The sequence below is a fragment of the Isoptericola sp. NPDC056618 genome (assembly GCF_042792715.1).
Lineage (GTDB): Bacteria > Actinomycetota > Actinomycetes > Actinomycetales > Cellulomonadaceae > Isoptericola > Isoptericola nanjingensis.
Genome location: NZ_JBHTVZ010000015.1, coordinates 65,131 through 81,887, shown reverse-complemented (window position 1 = coordinate 81,887; position 16,757 = coordinate 65,131). Strand labels below are relative to the sequence as shown.

Annotated in this window: 11 protein-coding genes; 3 read left to right on the top strand and 8 right to left on the bottom strand. The window is 74.7% G+C overall.

All coding sequences use genetic code 11. From position 1 onward, the window contains the following. Together glgX and ACFQ8T_RS16540 are read right to left on the bottom strand one after the other, a co-directional pair. Complete coding sequence (glgX, locus tag ACFQ8T_RS16545; RefSeq protein ID WP_430547575.1) at nucleotides 1-2,289, bottom strand: glycogen debranching protein GlgX; 2,289 nt, start codon at nucleotides 2,287-2,289, stop codon at nucleotides 1-3. Nucleotides 2,290-2,354: 65 nt separating this feature from the next. Beyond that, entirely contained in the window at nucleotides 2,355-3,149 is a 795-nt protein-coding gene (locus tag ACFQ8T_RS16540; RefSeq protein WP_430547574.1) for an SDR family NAD(P)-dependent oxidoreductase, read from the bottom strand. Between the two features lie 136 nt (nucleotides 3,150-3,285). Between ACFQ8T_RS16540 and ACFQ8T_RS16535 the strand changes: the two genes are divergently transcribed. The 3 genes from ACFQ8T_RS16535 (at nucleotide 3,286) to ACFQ8T_RS16525 (ending at nucleotide 11,419) form a co-directional block, all read left to right on the top strand. Further along, complete coding sequence (locus ACFQ8T_RS16535; protein WP_430547573.1) at nucleotides 3,286-4,092, top strand: electron transfer flavoprotein subunit beta/FixA family protein; 807 nt, start codon at nucleotides 3,286-3,288, stop codon at nucleotides 4,090-4,092. A 12-nt stretch (nucleotides 4,093-4,104) separates the two neighbouring features. Further along, nucleotides 4,105-5,118 carry an electron transfer flavoprotein subunit alpha/FixB family protein gene (locus tag ACFQ8T_RS16530; protein ID WP_430547572.1) on the top strand — a complete coding sequence of 338 codons (1,014 nt, stop codon included), beginning with the start codon at nucleotides 4,105-4,107 and terminating at the stop codon, nucleotides 5,116-5,118. Nucleotides 5,119-5,347: 229 nt separating this feature from the next. Next, nucleotides 5,348-11,419 carry an Ig-like domain-containing protein gene (locus ACFQ8T_RS16525; RefSeq protein ID WP_430547571.1) on the top strand — a complete coding sequence of 2,024 codons (6,072 nt, stop codon included), beginning with the start codon at nucleotides 5,348-5,350 and terminating at the stop codon, nucleotides 11,417-11,419. 66 nt (nucleotides 11,420-11,485) lie between these two features. Here ACFQ8T_RS16525 and ACFQ8T_RS16520 read toward each other — a convergent pair whose 3' ends face one another. From ACFQ8T_RS16520 to ACFQ8T_RS16495, 6 genes are all read right to left on the bottom strand, one after another. Further along, a complete protein-coding gene (locus ACFQ8T_RS16520; RefSeq protein WP_430547570.1) occupies nucleotides 11,486-11,782 on the bottom strand; it encodes a MoaD/ThiS family protein in 297 nt (98 codons plus the stop codon). A 14-nt stretch (nucleotides 11,783-11,796) separates the two neighbouring features. Continuing rightward, nucleotides 11,797-12,906 carry a GTP 3',8-cyclase MoaA gene (gene moaA, locus ACFQ8T_RS16515; protein ID WP_430547569.1) on the bottom strand — a complete coding sequence of 370 codons (1,110 nt, stop codon included), beginning with the start codon at nucleotides 12,904-12,906 and terminating at the stop codon, nucleotides 11,797-11,799. Nucleotides 12,907-12,910: 4 nt separating this feature from the next. Continuing rightward, entirely contained in the window at nucleotides 12,911-13,243 is a 333-nt protein-coding gene (locus ACFQ8T_RS16510; RefSeq protein WP_430547568.1) for a DUF6457 domain-containing protein, read from the bottom strand. Further along, nucleotides 13,240-14,004 (bottom strand): molybdenum cofactor guanylyltransferase, encoded by a 765-nt coding sequence (locus ACFQ8T_RS16505; RefSeq protein ID WP_430547567.1) that lies wholly within the window; start codon nucleotides 14,002-14,004, stop codon nucleotides 13,240-13,242. The genes ACFQ8T_RS16510 and ACFQ8T_RS16505 overlap by 4 nt, the downstream gene beginning before the upstream one ends. Before the next feature lies 1 nt (nucleotide 14,005). Continuing rightward, nucleotides 14,006-15,424 (bottom strand): gephyrin-like molybdotransferase Glp, encoded by a 1,419-nt coding sequence (glp, locus tag ACFQ8T_RS16500; protein WP_430547566.1) that lies wholly within the window; start codon nucleotides 15,422-15,424, stop codon nucleotides 14,006-14,008. A gap of 88 nt (nucleotides 15,425-15,512) precedes the next feature. Then, on the bottom strand, nucleotides 15,513-16,742 hold the full coding sequence (locus ACFQ8T_RS16495) for a nitrate/nitrite transporter (protein WP_430547565.1): 1,230 nt from the start codon (nucleotides 16,740-16,742) through the stop codon (nucleotides 15,513-15,515). Between the last annotated feature and the right edge of the window lie 15 nt (nucleotides 16,743-16,757).

The window sequence follows — 16,757 nt, the reverse complement described above, 5'->3', positions numbered from 1 at the left end:
TCACCGCCCGACGAACACCTCGACGCTGAGCGACTCGAGCACGACGTCCTCGGCCTCGTCGTCGGGCGCCTCGGGCCGGTCCCACGCGGAGCTCCACACCCGTTCCCAGGCGCCGCCGCCGGGGGCGCCGGGGAGGGTGACCTCCGCGTCGTCGAGCCCGCCGTTGAACACGAGCAGCACGTGCGCGTCGCCGTCGTCGGGCCCGGGCCGCAGCATCTGCACCACGCGGCGCCCGGCGACCGCCCAGGCGTCGCGGTCCATGGGTGCGCCGTCGGCGGCGAACCACAGCAGGTCGGTCTCGTCCTCGCCGGGGCGGGGCGCGCCGAGGAAGAACGAGTCCGCGCGCAGGGCCGCGTGCTCGTGCCGCAGCCCGACCAGGAAGCGCGTGGTGTCCAGCAGGTCGCGGGCGGCGTCCTCGAGGTCCCACCCGACCCACGAGATCGCGTTGTCCTGGGCGTACGCGTTGTTGTTGCCGCGCTGGGTGCGGCCCAGCTCGTCGCCGGCGGTGAGCATGGGCGTGCCCGCGGACAGCAGGAGCGTCGCGAGCAGGTTGCGCTGCGAGCGCCGCCGCAGCGGCACCACCGCGGACCACGGCTCGGTGCCCGTGTCGCCCGCGCCCTCCCCGTCCTCGGCGCCGGGCGCGTGCCCCTCCACGCCGTGGTTCCACGACAGGTTGTGGTCCGAGCCGTCCCGGTTGTCCTCGCCGTTCGCCTCGTTGTGCTTGTGGTCGAATGCCACGAGGTCGGCGAGCGTGAACCCGTCGTGGGCGGTGACGTAGTTGACCGACGCCACCGGCCCGCGCGCCAGCGGCGGGTCCGAGTGCCCGAACAGGTCGGCCGAGCCCGCGAGGCGGGTGGTCAGCTCCCGCAGGCCGTGCATGGGCCGGCCGTGCGAGCCCTCGCGGGCGGCGTCGAGCCAGAACCCGCGCGCGGCGTCGCGGAAGCGGTCGTTCCACTCGGCCATCGGCGGCGGGAAGTTGCCGGTCTGCCACCCGCCGGGGCCGACGTCCCACGGCTCGGCGACCAGCTTGAGATTGTTGAGCACCGGGTCGGTCTGCAGCGCCACGAGGAACGGGTGGTCGGGGGAGAAGCCGTGGTCGCCCCGGCCCAGGGTGACCGCGAGGTCGAAGCGGAACCCGTCCACGCCCACGACCTCGGCCCAGTAGCGCAGCGAGTCCAGGGCGAGCTGCACCACGCGCGGGCGGCGGAAGTCGAGCGAGTTGCCGGTGCCGGTGACGTCGGCGAGCGCGGCCGGGGACGCGCCGTCGTGCAGGTAGTAGCCCGCGTTGTCCAGGCCGCGCCAGCTCACGTGCAGCGCGTCGTCGCCGCCCTCGCACGTGTGGTTGTAGACGACGTCGAGCAGGACCTCGATGCCCGCGTCGTGCAGCAGGTGCACCATGCCGCGCACCTCGTCGAGGACGGCCGCCGGGCCGGCCTCGCGCGCCGCCCGGGTCGCGTACGCCGCGTGCGGGGCGAAGAACCCGAGCGTCTGGTAGCCCCAGTAGTTGGTGAGCCCGCGGGCGACGAGGTGCGGCTCGCTGGCGAACGCCTGGATCGGGAGCAGCTCGAGGGTGGTGACGCCGAGGCTCGTCAGGTGCGCGATCGTGGCCGGGTGCGCGACGCCCGCGTACGTGCCGCGCAGCTCCGGCGGGACGTCCGGGTGCGTCGCGGTGAGGCCCTTGACGTGCGCCTCGTAGACCACCGTGTCAGCCCAGGGCACGCGCGGTCGGCTCAGCGGCGGCGGGCCCGGGTGGGACGCGACGACGACGGAGTGCGGCACGAAGGCGAGCGAGTCGCGGTCGTCGGCGGCGCCGTACCGTTCGGCCACCCACGACCGGCCTGCCGGCGAGTCGGGGTCGTCCGGGTCGACCACCGCGCCCACGGCGCCGAGCGTCTCCGGGCCGTAGGTGAGGTCGCCCGTCAGCCCGCGGGCGTACGGGTCGACGAGCAGCTTGGCCGGGTTGTGCCGGTGCCCGGCCTCCGGGTCCCAGGCGCCGTACGCCCGGAAGCCGTACCGCTGCCCCGGCCGTACGTGCGGCACGTGGGTGTGCCAGACGCCGTACACCGGGCCGTCCAGCGGCACGCGCCGCTCCGCGTACCGCGCCGGGTCGTGCACGTCCCGGTGCGGCTCGACGACGTCGATCAGGCACAGCTCGACCGCGTCCGCGTGCGCCGCCGCCACGGCGACGTCGACCCCGCCGTCCGGCGTCGGATGCACCCCGAGCGGGGGGACGTGGCTGCGGCGTGCCGTCGGCCGCGTCAGCGGCGTGACCTTGGGTCGCGACTCCATGGGGACATGGTGCCCGGGGTCGGCGACAGCCGCGCGGGCGCAGGTGGGGACCGGTGGGGACCAGGTCAGGGCAGGATCGAGTCCACGTAGCCGCCGTCGACGCGGACGGCGCCGCCGGTGGTGGCGGACGCGAGCGGTGAGGCGAGGTAGGCCACGAGGTTGGCGATCTCCTCCGGCTCGATGAGGCGCTGCAGCAGGGACTGCGGCCGGTGCTTCACCATGAACTCGCGCTGGGCCTCGTCCCACGGCAGGTCGCGGTCGACGAGCTGGTAGACGAAGTCCTCCACCCCGCCGGTGTGCGTGGGGCCCGCGATGACCGAGTTGACCGTGACTCCGGTGCCCGCCGCCTCCTTGGCGAAGCCCCGCGACACGGCGAGGAGTGCCGTCTTGGACGCGCCGTAGTGGATCATCTCGGCCGGGATCACGACGGCCGAGTCGCTCGCGATGTCGAGCACCCGCCCCCAGCCGCGGGCCACCATGCGGGGCAGGTGGTGGCGGATGAGGCGGACGGCGGCCAGCACGTTGACCTCGAAGTAGCGCCGCCACTCGTCGTCGGTGATCTCGAGCGCGGGGCGGGAGCCGAAGATGCCGAGGTTGTTGACCAGCACGTCCACGTCGGGCAGGGCGTCGACCGCGGCGGCGAACCCGTCGTCGGTGGCGACGTCGGCCACCACCGGCACCCCCTCGAAGCCCTCGACGTCCCGGGCGAGCTCGTCGAGCGCCCGCCCGACGGAGCCCTCCGAACGGCCGTTGATCCCGACGCGGGCCCCCGCGGAGGCGAGCCCGCGGGCGATGGCGAGGCCGATGCCCTGCGTGGATCCGGTCACGAGCGCCGTCCTGCCGGCGAGGTCGATCCGCATCCCCCGACCGTAGGCCGCGTCACACCGCTCCGCCCCCGGACGCGGGGCCGGTCCGGGGAAGGCCGCGGGTAGGCTCGGCACCGTCGGCCGCAGCGCGTGCGGCCGCCGTCACCACCGTGAGCTGGAGGTCGCGCCCGTGCGCATCGTCGTCGCCGTGAAGTACGTGCCGGACATCAACGCGGACCGACGTTTCGTGGACTGTCGCGTCGACCGCGACCCGGGCGTCGGCACCCTCAACGAGCTGGACGAGAACGCGCTCGAGGCGGCGCTGCGGATCCTCGACGCACTGCCTGACGACGAGCGCGCGGCCAGCGAGGTCGTCGCCCTCACGGTCGCCCCCGCCGACGGCGACGTGGCGCTGCGCAAGTCGTTCCAGATGGGCGTGGACCGCGCGGTCCGCGTCACGGACGACGCGCTGGCCGGCTCGGACTACTTCGGCACCGCCACGGCGCTCGCGGCCGGGGTGCGCCGGCTCGAGGCGGACGGCGCGCCCGTCGACCTCGTGATCACCGGCATGGCCGCGCTCGACGGCCTGGGTTCCGTGGTCCCGGCGCTCGTCGCGGCCGAGCTCGGCCGCCCGGCGCTCACGCTGGCGAAGAAGGTGGACGTCGCGGACGGCACCCTGACCGTCACGCGCGAGACCGACGAGGCCACCGAGACGCTCGCCGCGCCCCTGCCGGCCGTCCTGTCCGTCGCGGACACCGCGAACACGCCGCGCATGCCGAACTTCAAGCTGATCATGGCGGCCCGCACCAAGCAGATCGAGGCGTGGTCGGCCGCCGACCTCGGCCTCGATCCCGCCGCCGTCGGCACCGCCGGGGCGCGCACCGAGGCGGTCTCGGCCGCTCCGCGCCCCGCCCGCCCGGAGGTCGAGCTGGTCGTCGACAAGGGCGAGGGCGGTACCGCGCTGGCCGAGTACCTCATCCGCAACGAGCTGGTCTGAGAGGACGCGACCGTGACGACATCGACCGAGCCCACCCGCAACCGCACCGTCCTCGTCCTCCTGGACCCCGCCACCGAGGTGCGCTCCGGCGCGCTCGAGCTGCTCACCATCGCGCGCAGCCTCGGCCGCGTCGAGGCCGTGACCCTGGAGGCGCCGACCGTCGAGGCGCTCGCCCAGCTCGGCGCGTACGGCGTCGAGACCGTGCACCAGGCCGAGGTGCCCACCGACGCGCTCGCCGCCGCCGGGGGCGACGGCGCCCGCCACCTGCCCTCCGTCGTGGCCGCGACGCTCGCCGCGGCCGTGCGCCGCACCGACGCCGACGTCGTCCTGGCACCCGCCACGTTCGCCGCGAAGGAGGCCGCCGCCCTGGCGGCCCACGCGCTCGGCGCCGGGCTGGTCATCGACGCCGCCGCCGTGGAGGAGGACGCCGAGGGCCGGATCGTGGCCGGCAAGCGCGTCTTCGCCGGCGCCTGGGACACCCGCTGCGTGGTCACCGCCGACGTCGCCGTGCTCACCGTGCGGGCGAACGCCGTCGTGCCCGAGCCCGCCGAGGCGTCGGTCGCGACCGAGGTCGACCCGCTGCCCGTCGCGTTCGCCGGCACCGCCGGTGTCGTCGTCACGTCGCGCGAGGTCAAGGAGCGCGCCCCGGGCCGCCCGACCCTCGAGGAGGCGGCGGTCGTCGTCGCCGGCGGGCGCGGCACCGGTGGCGACTTCGGCCCGGTCGAGGAGTTCGCCGACGCCGTCGGCGCCGCGATCGGCGCGTCGCGCGACGCCGTCTTCGAGGGCTGGTTCGACCGCTACATCGGCCAGACCGGCGTCACCATCGCGCCGCGCCTCTACGTGGGGGCGGGGATCTCCGGCGCCCCGCACCACCGCGGCGGGATGCAGGCGGCACAGGTGATCGTGGCGGTGAACTCCGACCCCGAGGCGCCGATCTTCGAGATCTGCGACTTCGCCGTCGTCGGCGACCTCGCGGAGGTGCTGCCGCAGGCCGCTGCCGCCCTCCGCGCCCGCCGGGACGGGTGAGGCGGCCCGCCCCCGCCCGACCCTGAGGGCGGCGTCGTCGCCCCTCGATGGGGAGGTCTGCCCATCGGCACGGGCAGCCACGCGACGGTGCGAGTCGGTATGCTCCGGCGAGGAAAGCATCGTGCTGTTCCCCATCACCGTCCCCGGATGGGTCACGCCGTGCCTCCGTCCGCGCCGCCACGAAGGCTCGCGGGCTGTCGCACCTGGTCAGGGGACCGAGGGGTAGGGCATGAGCTTCGTCTCGCGCGTCCTGGAGAACCGTCGCTCCATCGCGTCCGTCGGGGTCGTCGCGCTGTTCGGCGCGGGCCTGACCGGTTTCGCGCTCTGGTACGACGGCGAGGCGACGGTGGACGTCGACCTCAACGACTCGGGCGTGTGGGTGACGCAGACGTCCACGGGCACGCTCGGCCGGTTCAACTACCAGGCCCAGGCGCTCGACGGCACGCTCCTCGCCAACTCGGTGAGCTTCGACGTCGAGCAGGACGCGCAGCACGTGCTGCTCGAGAGCTCCGTCGACTCCTCCGCGAGCCCCGTCGACCCGGCGCAGCTCGCCCTGCGGAGCACGCTCAAGCTGCCGGCCGGGTCCGAGGTGGCGACCGGCGGGAGCACCGCCGCGGTGCTCGACGGGGAGACGGGTCGGGTCTGGGTCGTGCCGTTCGACGGCGCGATGGCGTTCGACGCGGAGAAGACCGACCCGGAGCTCGAGGACCTGGGCCAGGGCGCCCAGGTCGAGGTGAGCACGGGCGGCACGGTCGTCGTCGCGGCCCCCGGCGTGGGGAAGCTCTACACCATCGAGACTGGCGCCCGGGGCACGGCGGAGTCCACCTCGGAGGAGCGGCTCTCCCTGGCGAAGGACGCCGAGGTGCAGGTGACCACGGTGGGCGACGCCGCGGTCGTGCTGGACCGCTCGACCGGCAAGGTCGTGCTGCCGGGCGGCGACGCGGTGGAGATCGATGGCGGCGCGGCCGCGCAGCTGCAGCAGCCGTCGGCCGACTCCGACGCCGTCGTCCTGGCCACGTCCCGCGGCCTGGTCTCCCAGCCGCTGGACGGCAAGGCCGCGGCGAAGCGGACCGCGAACGGCACCCCCGCCCGCCCGGTCCAGCTGGGCGAGTGCGTCTACGGCGCGTGGTCCGTCTCGGGCCAGGTGGTGCGCGACTGCCCCGGCACGGACGCGGACGAGGACATGGTGCTCGAGGGCATCGGCACGGACACGAATCTCGTCTACCGCGTGAACCGCGACGTCATCGTCCTCAACGACGTCGTCAACGGCACGCTGTGGATGGCGGCGGACGAGTTCCAGAAGGTCGACGACTGGGACCTGACGATCCCGGAGAACGACGAGGGCGAGAAGACCGAGTCCGAGGAGACGACGCCGGAGCAGGTCGACCAGTTCGTCGCCGACCGGGACAAGAAGAACCGGCCGCCGCAGGCGAAGGACGACCGTTTCGGGGTCCGGGCCGGGGGCACCACGGTGCTCAACGTGCTGGGCAACGACATCGACCCGGACGGCGACGTGATGACGGCGTCGGTCGACGGCGACCCCGACGGCGAGATCGCCGTGGACCGGGTGCTCGACGGCGCCGCGCTGCAGGCCGACGTGCCCGCGGACGCGACGGGGAGCACGACGTTCACCTACATGGTCGACGACGGCCGCGAGGGCGGCACGGACACCGCGAAGGTCACGGTCACGGTCGTGCCGCAGTCAGAGAACGACCCGCCGACGCAGTCGGGCGAGCCCGTGCTCCGCGTCGGCCAGGGCGGCACCGCCGACGTCAAGGTGCTGCCCTACTTCAAGGACCCGGACGGCGACGACCTCTTCCTGTCCCACGCGGGGACGAAGGACCCGAACGACGAGGTCCGGTTCCGCCCGGACGGGACCGTCGAGTTCCGCGACGGCGGGGCGGCCACCGGCCGCAAGATCGTCGACGTCACCGTGTCGGACTCCTACGGCGAGCCGGTCGAGGGCCGTCTCCTCGTCGACGTGGTGGCGACGAACGAGCCGCCGGTGGCGGTGCAGGACCACGTCACGGTGCTCGCCGGCCAGCCGGTGACCATCGAGCCGCTGGCCAACGACTCGGACCCGAACGGGGACGAGCTGCGGCTCGTGCACGTGACGGAGCAGAAGGGCCTCAAGGTCACGAACAACCTGTCCGCCGGGGTGTTCTCCGTCCAGGGGCAGGAGCCCGGCTCCTTCGACATCACCTACCAGCTGAGCGACGGCCCCAACGTGGCCCTCGGCCTGGTCCGCGTGGACGTCGTCGCGCCGCCGGAGGACGAGGCACCGCCGGTGGTGGTCTCCGACCAGGTGCTGCTGCCGTCGGACGGCTCCGCGCTGCTGGACGTGCTGGCCAACGACACCGACCCGGCGGGCGGCGTGCTCGTCGTGCAGTCGGTCACCGTGCCGGAGGACTCGCCCGTCGACGTGGCGGTGCTCAACCACGAGATCCTCAAGGTCACGGAGAAGCGCCGCCTCAGCGAGCCGGTGACCTTCGAGTACACGGTCGCGAACGGCAGCGGGTCCTCGACCGGCCAGGTGCGCGTGGTGCCCATCCCGGCGCCCGACCGGCTGCGGCCCCCCGAGGCCGGCGCGGACAAGGCGCTGGTGCACGCGGGCGACGTCGTGACGATCCCGGTGCTGAAGAACGACTCGCACCCCGACGGCCTCGAGATCGTCCTCAACGACGAGCTCCAGGAGGAGCCCGAGGCGGAGCTCGGCGAGGCGTTCGTCTCCGAGGACACCGTGCGGTTCAAGGCGGGCTCCGAGGCGGGCACCGCGCACCTCGTCTACGAGGTCCGCGACAGCAACGGGCAGAAGGACTCCGCGCAGGTCACGATCACGATCAAGGACGACGAGGAGAACGCGTCTCCCCAGGTGCCCGACACCGAGACGCGGGTGCTCAGCGGCAAGACGGTGCGCATCCCGCTGGACCTGGACGGCACCGACCCCGACGGCGACCAGGTCACCCTCAGCTCCATCGCGGACGCGCCGAGCCTGGGCACGGCGACGATCGTCGACGGCTTCGTGGACTACACCGCCGAGGAGGGCGCGGCGGGCTTCGACTCCTTCGCCTACGAGGTGACCGACACGCGGGGCGCCGTGGGCCGCGGCGTCGTGCGCGTGGGCATCGCCGTGCCCCCGGAGACGAACCAGCCCCCGCAGGTCGTGGACGACGAGAGCACGGTGCGGCCGGGCCGGACCGTGGCCGTGCGGGCGCTGGAGAACGACAACGACCCCGACGGCGACGAGATCGGCCTCGTCAAGGACGGCTTCACCGGCATGCGCGAGGGCGTCGAGCCGGAGGTCGTGGAGGACGACGTCGTGCTCACGGCTCCCGACAAGGACGGGGCGTACTCCTTCTACTACACGGTCCAGGACGCCTTCAAGGCGCGCGCGACCGGCGCGATCACGGTGACCGTGGACGCCGAGGCCCCGCTGCTCCGGCCGGTCGCGCACGACGACGTCGTCACGGCCGACCAGATCCGCGACGCGTCCACGGTGACGGTGGACGTGCTCGCGAACGACGTCGACCCGGACGGCGTGGCCGGCGACCTCGAGGTGTCGGTGGAGAGCGCGTCCGAGGGCGTCACCGTCGGCGAGGACGGCACGATCCAGGTCGCGGTGGGCGCGACGGCGCAGGTCGTCACCTACACCGTGACGGACGTGGACGGGCTGCAGGCCAAGGCCTTCGTGCGCGTGCCGGGCGACCAGTCCCGGCCCTACCTCAAGCCGGGCTCGACCCCGCTGCAGGCGGTCAGCGGCGAGCCGCTGACCGTCGAGCTGGGCGACCTCGTCGTGGTGCGGGACGGCCGGGAGCCGCGCATCACCGAGGAGAAGACCGTCAAGGCGACCGGCGGCGCGGTCGAGGTCAAGGACCGCGACACCATCGAGTTCACGTCCGCCGAGGACTTCGCCGGCGGCGCGTCGGTGAGCTTCGAGGTGACCGACGGCAAGGGGCCGGACGACGAGGAGGGGCTGACGGCCGTCCTCACCGTCCCGATCGACGTCGTGCCGTCCAAGAACCAGCCGCCGGAGGTCGTCGGCTCGCCGACGCTCCAGGTGGCGGCGGGCGAGGAGAACGTCGTCGACCTGTCGCGGTACGCCAAGGACCCTGACAAGGACAAGCTGACCTTCGACGTCGAGGGTGCCGAGGGCATCTCGACGTCCGTGTCGGGCGGCACCGTGACCGCGCAGGTCGAGCCGTCGGTGCCCAAGGGCACCGCCGCGGACGTCGCCTTCACGGTGTCCGACGGGACCAACCCGCCCGTCGGCGGCACGCTGAAGGTCACCGTCGTGGGTTCCACGCGCCCGCTCGTGCAGACGACGCCGGACAAGGTGCCCGACGCGCACCAGGGGGAGCCGGTGACGATCCCGGTGCTCGAGAACGACACCAACCCGTTCCCGGGCGAGGACCTGACCGTGGTGGGCGCGGTCGGCGAGACCGGCTCCGGCGACGTCGCCTTCGACGGCTCGGTCGTCACGATCACCCCGGACGCCGACTTCCACGGCGTGCTCACCGCGCGCTACACGGTCGAGGACGTCACGCAGGACCCCGACCGCCAGGTGGACGGCACGGTCTCCGTGACGGTGCTAGGCCGCCCGGAGCCCCCGAAGGCGCCGGCGGTCGAGGAGGTGCGCTCCGGCACGGTGGTGCTGAGCTGGGAGCAGCCGAACGACAACGGCGCGCCCATCACCGGCTACACGCTGCACGCCACCGACGGCAAGACAAAGGAGTGCGCCACCACGACGTGCACCTTCGACGGGCTGACCAACAACGTGGAGTACACGTTCACGGTCACCGCGACGAACGACGTCGGCGAGTCCGACCCCTCGTCGGCCTCCGAGATGGCCCGCCCCGACGAGAAGCCGGACCCGCCGGCGGCCCCGACGCTGACGTTCGGCGACCAGCAGATCACCGTCGACTGGACGAACAAGACGTACACCGACCGGTCCCCGATCGAGTGCGTCAACCTGGAGATCAGCCCCGCTCCGGTGAGCGGCGCGATCCAGCAGCAGTGCGTCACGGGCGGCACGTACGTGTGGGAGGGCCTGACCAACGGCACCCCCTACACGGTGCGCCTGCAGGCCGTGAACGCCGCGCCGGACCCCTCCGACTGGGGCGACGCCTCCGCGCCGGAGACCCCGGCCGGGCCGCCGGCCGCGCCCGCCGCGCCGTCGGCGAGCCGGGTCGACACCGCCCTGGGCGGCCAGACCACCGTGACGTGGCAGCAGCCCGACACCAACGGCGCCCCGATCGAGATGTACTACCTCGACGTCTACGAGGACGGCACGAAGGTCCGGACCATCGAGGCCGGCACGGCGCTGTCCCAGGCGGTGGAGGGGCTCAAGACGACCTCCTCGTACACGTTCCAGGTGCGGGCGCAGAACAAGGCCGCGATCTCCGAGGCCAGCCCCTCGTCCAACGCCGTCGTGCCCTACGGCACGCCGGGCGTGCCGGGCAACGTCAGGGCAGAGCTGGGTTCCGACACGAACGGCAAGGCGAACGTGAGCTGGAGCGGCACGGACGACTACCGCGGGACCGGCGGCTACTACCAGGTGCAGGCCAACGGCGGCGGCGCGACGAGCGTCGGGAACCAGACCTCGTACACGTACGGGGGGCTGTCCAACGGCACCGCGTACACGTTCCAGGTCCGGGCCTGCAACGCGTACACCTGCTCCGCCTGGTCGGGGAGCTCGAACTCCGTGACGCCGTTCACGACGCCGGGCGCCCCGGGCATCTCCGCCTCGAAGCTGTCCGCGACGCAGGGACGGTTCACCATCTCGGCCCCGAGCAACAACGGCGGGCGGAACGTCCAGAAGATCGAGTGGCAGCGGAACTGGAGCTCGGGCAGCGGCTCGTCGACGTCGTTCCCCTTCTCGATGGACACCGGGTCCGCGTACTCGACCACCTACACGGTCCAGGCGCGGGCGTGCAACGAGGCGGGCTGTGGCGCGTGGGCGAACGCGAGCCACACCACGGACGCCCCGCCGAACCCGCGTGCGGTCGTCTCGCGCGGCAGCTCGGTGAGCAACAGCGACTGCAACGACGGCACCTGCGCCAAGCTGGTGATCACCACGCACGACTTCCAGGACACGGGCAGCCAGAGCGTCGCCTGCTGGACGGACTTCGGTGGCAGCGCGCACCAGTTCTACGGGTCGTCGACCTACTCCCGGAGCATCCCGGCGAACGGCTCCCTCGAGCTGCTGTGCTTCATCGGCAGCGCCGCGCCGACGTACAGCGGCCACAACGTGTGGGTCGTCATCAACGGCAAGCACTACGAGAAGACGTGGTGGACCAAGTAGGCGCGGTGGCCAGGGCCTGATCCGGCCCTGACCCGACGGTGAGCCGGCGCCCCGCGGGGCGCCGGCTCAGCCGCCGGCGAAGGGCGGCAGCAGGTCGAGGCTCGCGCCGGCCGGCACGACGTCGGACGGCGCGGCCCGGCGGCCGTCGAGCAGCACGCTGCACCGGGCGAGCACGGGCCCGGCCGCGGGCGTCGCGGCGGCCACGCGGGCGACGACGTCGGCGACGGTCGTGCCCGGCGGGACGGCGAGCGTCTCCTCCGAGCGGCCGAGCGCGGCACGGGCGGCGGCGAAGTAGCGCAGCACCACGGTGTGCCCTGCGGCCTGTTCGGGGGCGGTCGTCATCTGGGTCACCTGGTCCGTCATCGTCATCCTCCGCATCATCCGCCGATGGCGCTCATGGTGCGCTCGGGCTGCGTGAACCCCGAGCTGTCCAGGTCCGTGCCGGAGCCGGTGTCGCTCATGCCGTGCCCGGCCTGCTTGGCCCACATGGCGGCGCGCCACAGGTCGGCCAGCACGGCGTCGTCGGCGCCCGCGCGCAGCGGCCCGAGCAGGTCGGTCTCGGTGTGCGCGAAGAGGCAGTCGCGCACCCCGCCCTCCGCGGTGAGCCGGGTGCGGCGGCAATCGTCGCAGAACGGCTCCGTGACGGACGCGATGATGCCCACCCGGCCCAGGCGGTCGCCGCGCGGGTCCCGCACGACGAAGCGTTCCGCGGGGGCGCCGTCGCGCGGCTCCTCGTCGGGCTCGAGCGCGAACCGGGTGCCGAGCTGCTCGCGCACCTCGGCCGCGGTGACCATCGCGGCGCGGTCCCACGCGTGGTCGGCGTCCAGCGGCATCTGCTCGATGAACCGCAGCTCGAACCCGCGCTCCAGGCACCAGGCGAGCAGCTCGGCCGCGTGGTCGAGGTTGACGCCGCGCACCAGCACCGCGTTGATCTTCACGAGGTCGAACTGCCGCGCCGCGGCGTCGATCCCCGCGAGCGTGCGCTCGAGGAACGGGCGGCGGGCGAGCGTGGCGAACGTGTCGGGGTCGAGGGTGTCGAGGGAGACGTTGACGCGGTCCAGCCCGGCCTCGCGCAGCGCGGCGGCGCGGGAGTCGAGGCCGACGGCGTTGGTCGTGAGGCTGAGCTCCGGGCGGCTGGGGAGGGCGGCGCAGTCGCGCACGATCTCCACGAGGTCGCGGCGCAGCAGCGGCTCCCCGCCGGTGAACCGCACCTGACGCACGCCCAGGTCGCGCGTCGCGATCCCGACGAGCCGCACGATCTCCTCGCGCGTCATCACCGAGTCCTTCGGCAGGGTCGGCAGGCCCTCGGCCGGCATGCAGTACGTGCAGCGCAGGTTGCAGCGGTCGGTGAGCGAGACGCGCAGGTCGGTCGCGACCCGGCCGAACGTGTCGACGAGGCCGCCGGTGGCCGGTCGGTCCGCGGGCAGCCGCACGTCGGGCACGCCCGCGCCGGGCAGGCGCGGCATCCCGAGGGAGACGGTCGTCATCCGATCAGCTCCCCGCCCCGGTCTCGGTCCCGGCCGTGACGCCGGGTCCCGGGTCCTGCCAGGAGAGCGCCGACGACGTCGCGCGGTCGAGCGCGTCGGACGACTCGCCGCGCGCCGCGGCCAGCCCCTCCGCGTACCCGACGGCGTACGCGGTGACAGGCGCGGCGGGCCGCGCCACCTGGTGCGCGGCGTCGCGCGCGAGGTCGAGCACCGCGCCGACGTCCACGCTGCGCGGGGGCAGCCCGAGCTCCGCCTCGAGGGCGTCCACCCACCGGTCCAGCACGCTGGAGCCGGGCTCCGCGCCGCGGGGGGTGGCGGGGGGCGTCTGGTCGGTCATCGGTGTCCTCCCGGGCGGTCGGTCGGCGGTCGGGGCGTCGCGGGCTCCGTACCGGCGCGGGCCGCCACGACCGTGTGGCTTCCCGTGCGGCTTGCTGTGTGGCGTCCTGCGTGGAGTCCTACCGTAAGCCGTCGCAGGTCGTCCCAGGTGTCGACGTCCGCGCTCACGGCGTCGCGGTCGGGCACCTCCGCGCACGACAGCTCCGCGACGAGGCGGCGCACCGGCACCCCGGCGAGCCCCGCGGCGCCGGGCGATGCCGACGCCGCCACGGCGTCGAGGGCACGGCGCAGCGCGTCGCGCCGGTACAGGCCCACCAGCCACTGCGCGTGGCCCTCGCGGACCAGGTACGCGCCGTCGAGGTCGCCGACGGGCAGGTCGACGGCGGCGCGCAGCAGCGGAACCGCGTCGCCCGCACGCGGCACGTCGACGGCGAGCACGAGCACCCACGGCGGCGCGTCGTGAGCCGGCGCCGGGACCGCCGCCGCGTCCAGGGCCCGCAGCCCGGCGTCGAGGCCGGCGACAGGGCCCCCGAACGGCGGGTCCTCGCGGGTGGCGAGCACGTCGCGGCCGGGCGGCAGGACGGGGTCGGGGCCGACGACGACGGTGCGAGCGGCGTCGCGGGCCGCGGCGAGGGCGCGGTCGAGCAGCGTGGCGCCGTCGAGCACGACGGTCGGCTTGGGCACGCCGCCCAGGCGCGTGGCGCGACCGCCGGCGAGGATCACGGCGTCGTGCCCGACGGGCGTCGTGCGGTCGGTTGCCACGTCAGGCCCCGGCCCCGAACGGCAGGTCGAGCGGCAGCACGTCGAGCGCGTCGCCGGCCTCGACCTTCTCGACGTCCGCCGGGACGAGGGCGAGCGCGTCGGCGCCCAGCAGCGTCGACGTCGCGTGGCCGCCCGGGCGGTGGTCGGAGCCGGGCCCGGTGGCCCGGGCGACGGCGCCCGACGGCAGCGTCCGCACCGGCACGACGTGGGTGCGTCCCGGCGGGCTCGGCCAGGCCTCGGCGGCGGGGCGCCGCACCGGTCGCGGGGGCTCGCTGCCCGTGAGGACGGCGACCGCGGGGCGCACGAACAGCGCGAACGACACGAACGCGCTCACCGGGTTGCCGGGCAGCGCCACCCACGGCACCCCCCGCCAGCGCGCGAGCGCCTGCGGCCGCCCGGGCCGCAGCGCCACGGCGGCGACGTCCACGTCCGCGAGCCGCGCGTCGTCCGCGGCCAGCACCGCCCGCACGACGTCCGACGCGCCCGCCGACACCCCGCCGGTCGTGACGACCAGGTCGACGGCCGCACCCGCGGGACGAGGCGTGGGCGCGATCTCGCCGGGAATGGCGGGCCGCGCACCTGCCGAGATCGCGCCCACCACGCGATCGAGGGCGGCGCGGAGGGCGTCGGCGTCGTCGCGGACGGCGCCGACGCGCACGACGTCGGCGCCCGCGGCGCGGGCGAGCGCCGTCAGCAGCAGCGAGTTGGAGTCGGGGATCCGCCCGCCGCCGGCGAGGTCACCGCCCTCGGCCGGCACCAGCTCCGACCCCGTCGACAGCACGGCCACGCGCGGCCGCCGGCGCACCGGCAGCGCGGCCAGCCCGCCCGAGGCCGCGACGGCGACCAGCGCCGGGGTGACGGCGTCGCCCGACCGGCCGAGCAGGTCGCCGGGCCGCACGTCCTCGCCCCGGTGCCGCACGTGGGCCCGGGGCTGCCGGGCGAGCGTGACCTCGAGCTCCGTCGTCGGGCCGCCCGCGACGAACCGGCCCGTCGACGTGCGCTCGACCGGCACGACGGCGTCCGCCCAGCCCGGCACCGGCGCACCGGTCATGATCCGCACCGCAGCCCCGCCTGTGTCGTGGGTGGGATCGTGGCCCTCTCCGTCGGCGTGACGAGGGCGTGTCTCCCGCTCACAGCGGCCGGGGGGCGCGCCGGGGCGGAGGTCGCCGACGACGGGCAGGGTCACGGGGGAGCCGTCCGTGGGGAGGTCGGCGAGGCGCACCGCGTAGCCGTCCATCGCCGCGGCGTCGAACGGCGGCACGAGCGCGACGGCGCGCACGTCGGCGCCGAGCACGCGGCCGGGGCCCTCGACGGCGAGCTCCGCCAGGCCGACGTCGACCGCGGGCAGCGGCGCGACCCGCGCCAGCACCGCGGACACGTGCTCGGCCATGCTCCGTGGCGTGCTGCGCGCGGTGCTCATGGGGCCACGCTAGGCCGACGACGTGTCGCCCGTGCGGCGCGCGCCTCACGACCGACCACATCCGGGGGTGAGGCGCCGGGGCGCGCCGTCATCCGGCGTTCGCCCGCACGCGCTTGCGCACCGGGCCGAGCGTGAACAGCAGGGTGAGCAGCGCCGTCAGCGCGAGCAGGCCGAACCCGATGCCGTAGTCGCCCCGCGCGCCGTACACGGCGCCCATGATCAGCGGCGGGATGAAGCCGCCCAGGCCGCCGGCGGCGCCGACGACGCCGGTCACGGCGCCCACGGTCCCGGGCGGGGCCATCTTCGCCACGAGCGCGAAGGTCGCGCCCGAGGACCCGCCGAGCGCCGCCGCCATCGCGAGGAACGCGATCGTCGCCACGGGGATCAGGGCGGGCTGGAAGATGATCACGGCCGCCCCGACCGTCACGATCGCGTAGCACACCAGGTTCACCGCGACGCCGCCCACCTTGTCCGACAGGGTGCCGCCGAGGGGCCGGCAGACCACCGCGAGCACCACGAAGCCGGCGGTGCGGAACGACGCGTCGCCGGCGCTGAGGTCGTAGGCGTTCTGCAGGAACGTGGGCAGGTACACGGAGAAGGCGACGAAGCCGCCGAAGCCGATCGCGTACAGCCAGGACAGCTGCAGCGTGGCGGGGATCTTCAGCGTCGCCCAGGTGCGGGCCCACATGCCGCCGCCGGACCCGGGCGACCACGCCGGGGAGTCCTGCAGCAGGGCCCGGGAGGCCAGGGCGAAGACCGCGAGGAACACCGCCACGATGATGAACGGGGCCCCGTCGCCCCACGCGTCGCGGATGGGCACCGTGGAGAACGACGCGATGGCCGTGCCGCCCATGCCCGCGCCGAAGATGCCGATCGCGGTGCCGCGGCGGGCCGGCGGGTACCAGTTGTTCACGAACGGGACGCCGATGGCGAACGTCGTCCCGCCCAGGCCGAGGAAGAACCCGCCGATCAGCAGCCACACCAGGCTGTTCGCGACGAACCCGATGAACAGCACGGGGATGATCGTCAGCGCGCTGCACAGCGGGAACATCACCTTGGCGCCGAACCGATCCGTGAGCGCGCCGATCGGGATGCGCCCGAGCGACCCGACGATCACGGGGATCGCGACGAGCACGGACACCTCGAAGTCGGACAGGTCGTACAGCTCGCCGTAGCTCTTGCCCAGCGGGCTCAGCAGCGCCCACGCCCAGAAGCAGATCGCGAAGCCGATCGTCGCGAGGGTGAGCTGGGTGACGTTGCCCTGCACGGCCGGGGCGGCGGGCGCGTCGGCCGGTCCGGGGGTGGCTGCCGAGGTCATGGTTCCTCCAGTCGT

Coding starts and splice junctions, on each gene's coding strand:
- ACFQ8T_RS16540 (WP_430547574.1), bottom strand. CDS start 3,149: ATGCGGATCGACCTCGCCGGCAGGACGGCGCTCGTGACCGGATCCACG.
- ACFQ8T_RS16510 (WP_430547568.1), bottom strand. CDS start 13,243: ATGACCGACCAGACGCCCCCCGCCACCCCCCGCGGCGCGGAGCCCGGC.
- moaA (WP_430547569.1), bottom strand. CDS start 12,906: ATGACGACCGTCTCCCTCGGGATGCCGCGCCTGCCCGGCGCGGGCGTG.
- ACFQ8T_RS16495 (WP_430547565.1), bottom strand. CDS start 16,742: ATGACCTCGGCAGCCACCCCCGGACCGGCCGACGCGCCCGCCGCCCCG.
- glp (WP_430547566.1), bottom strand. CDS start 15,424: ATGAGCACCGCGCGCAGCACGCCACGGAGCATGGCCGAGCACGTGTCC.
- glgX (WP_430547575.1), bottom strand. CDS start 2,289: ATGGAGTCGCGACCCAAGGTCACGCCGCTGACGCGGCCGACGGCACGC.
- ACFQ8T_RS16525 (WP_430547571.1), top strand. CDS start 5,348: ATGAGCTTCGTCTCGCGCGTCCTGGAGAACCGTCGCTCCATCGCGTCC.
- ACFQ8T_RS16520 (WP_430547570.1), bottom strand. CDS start 11,782: ATGACGGACCAGGTGACCCAGATGACGACCGCCCCCGAACAGGCCGCA.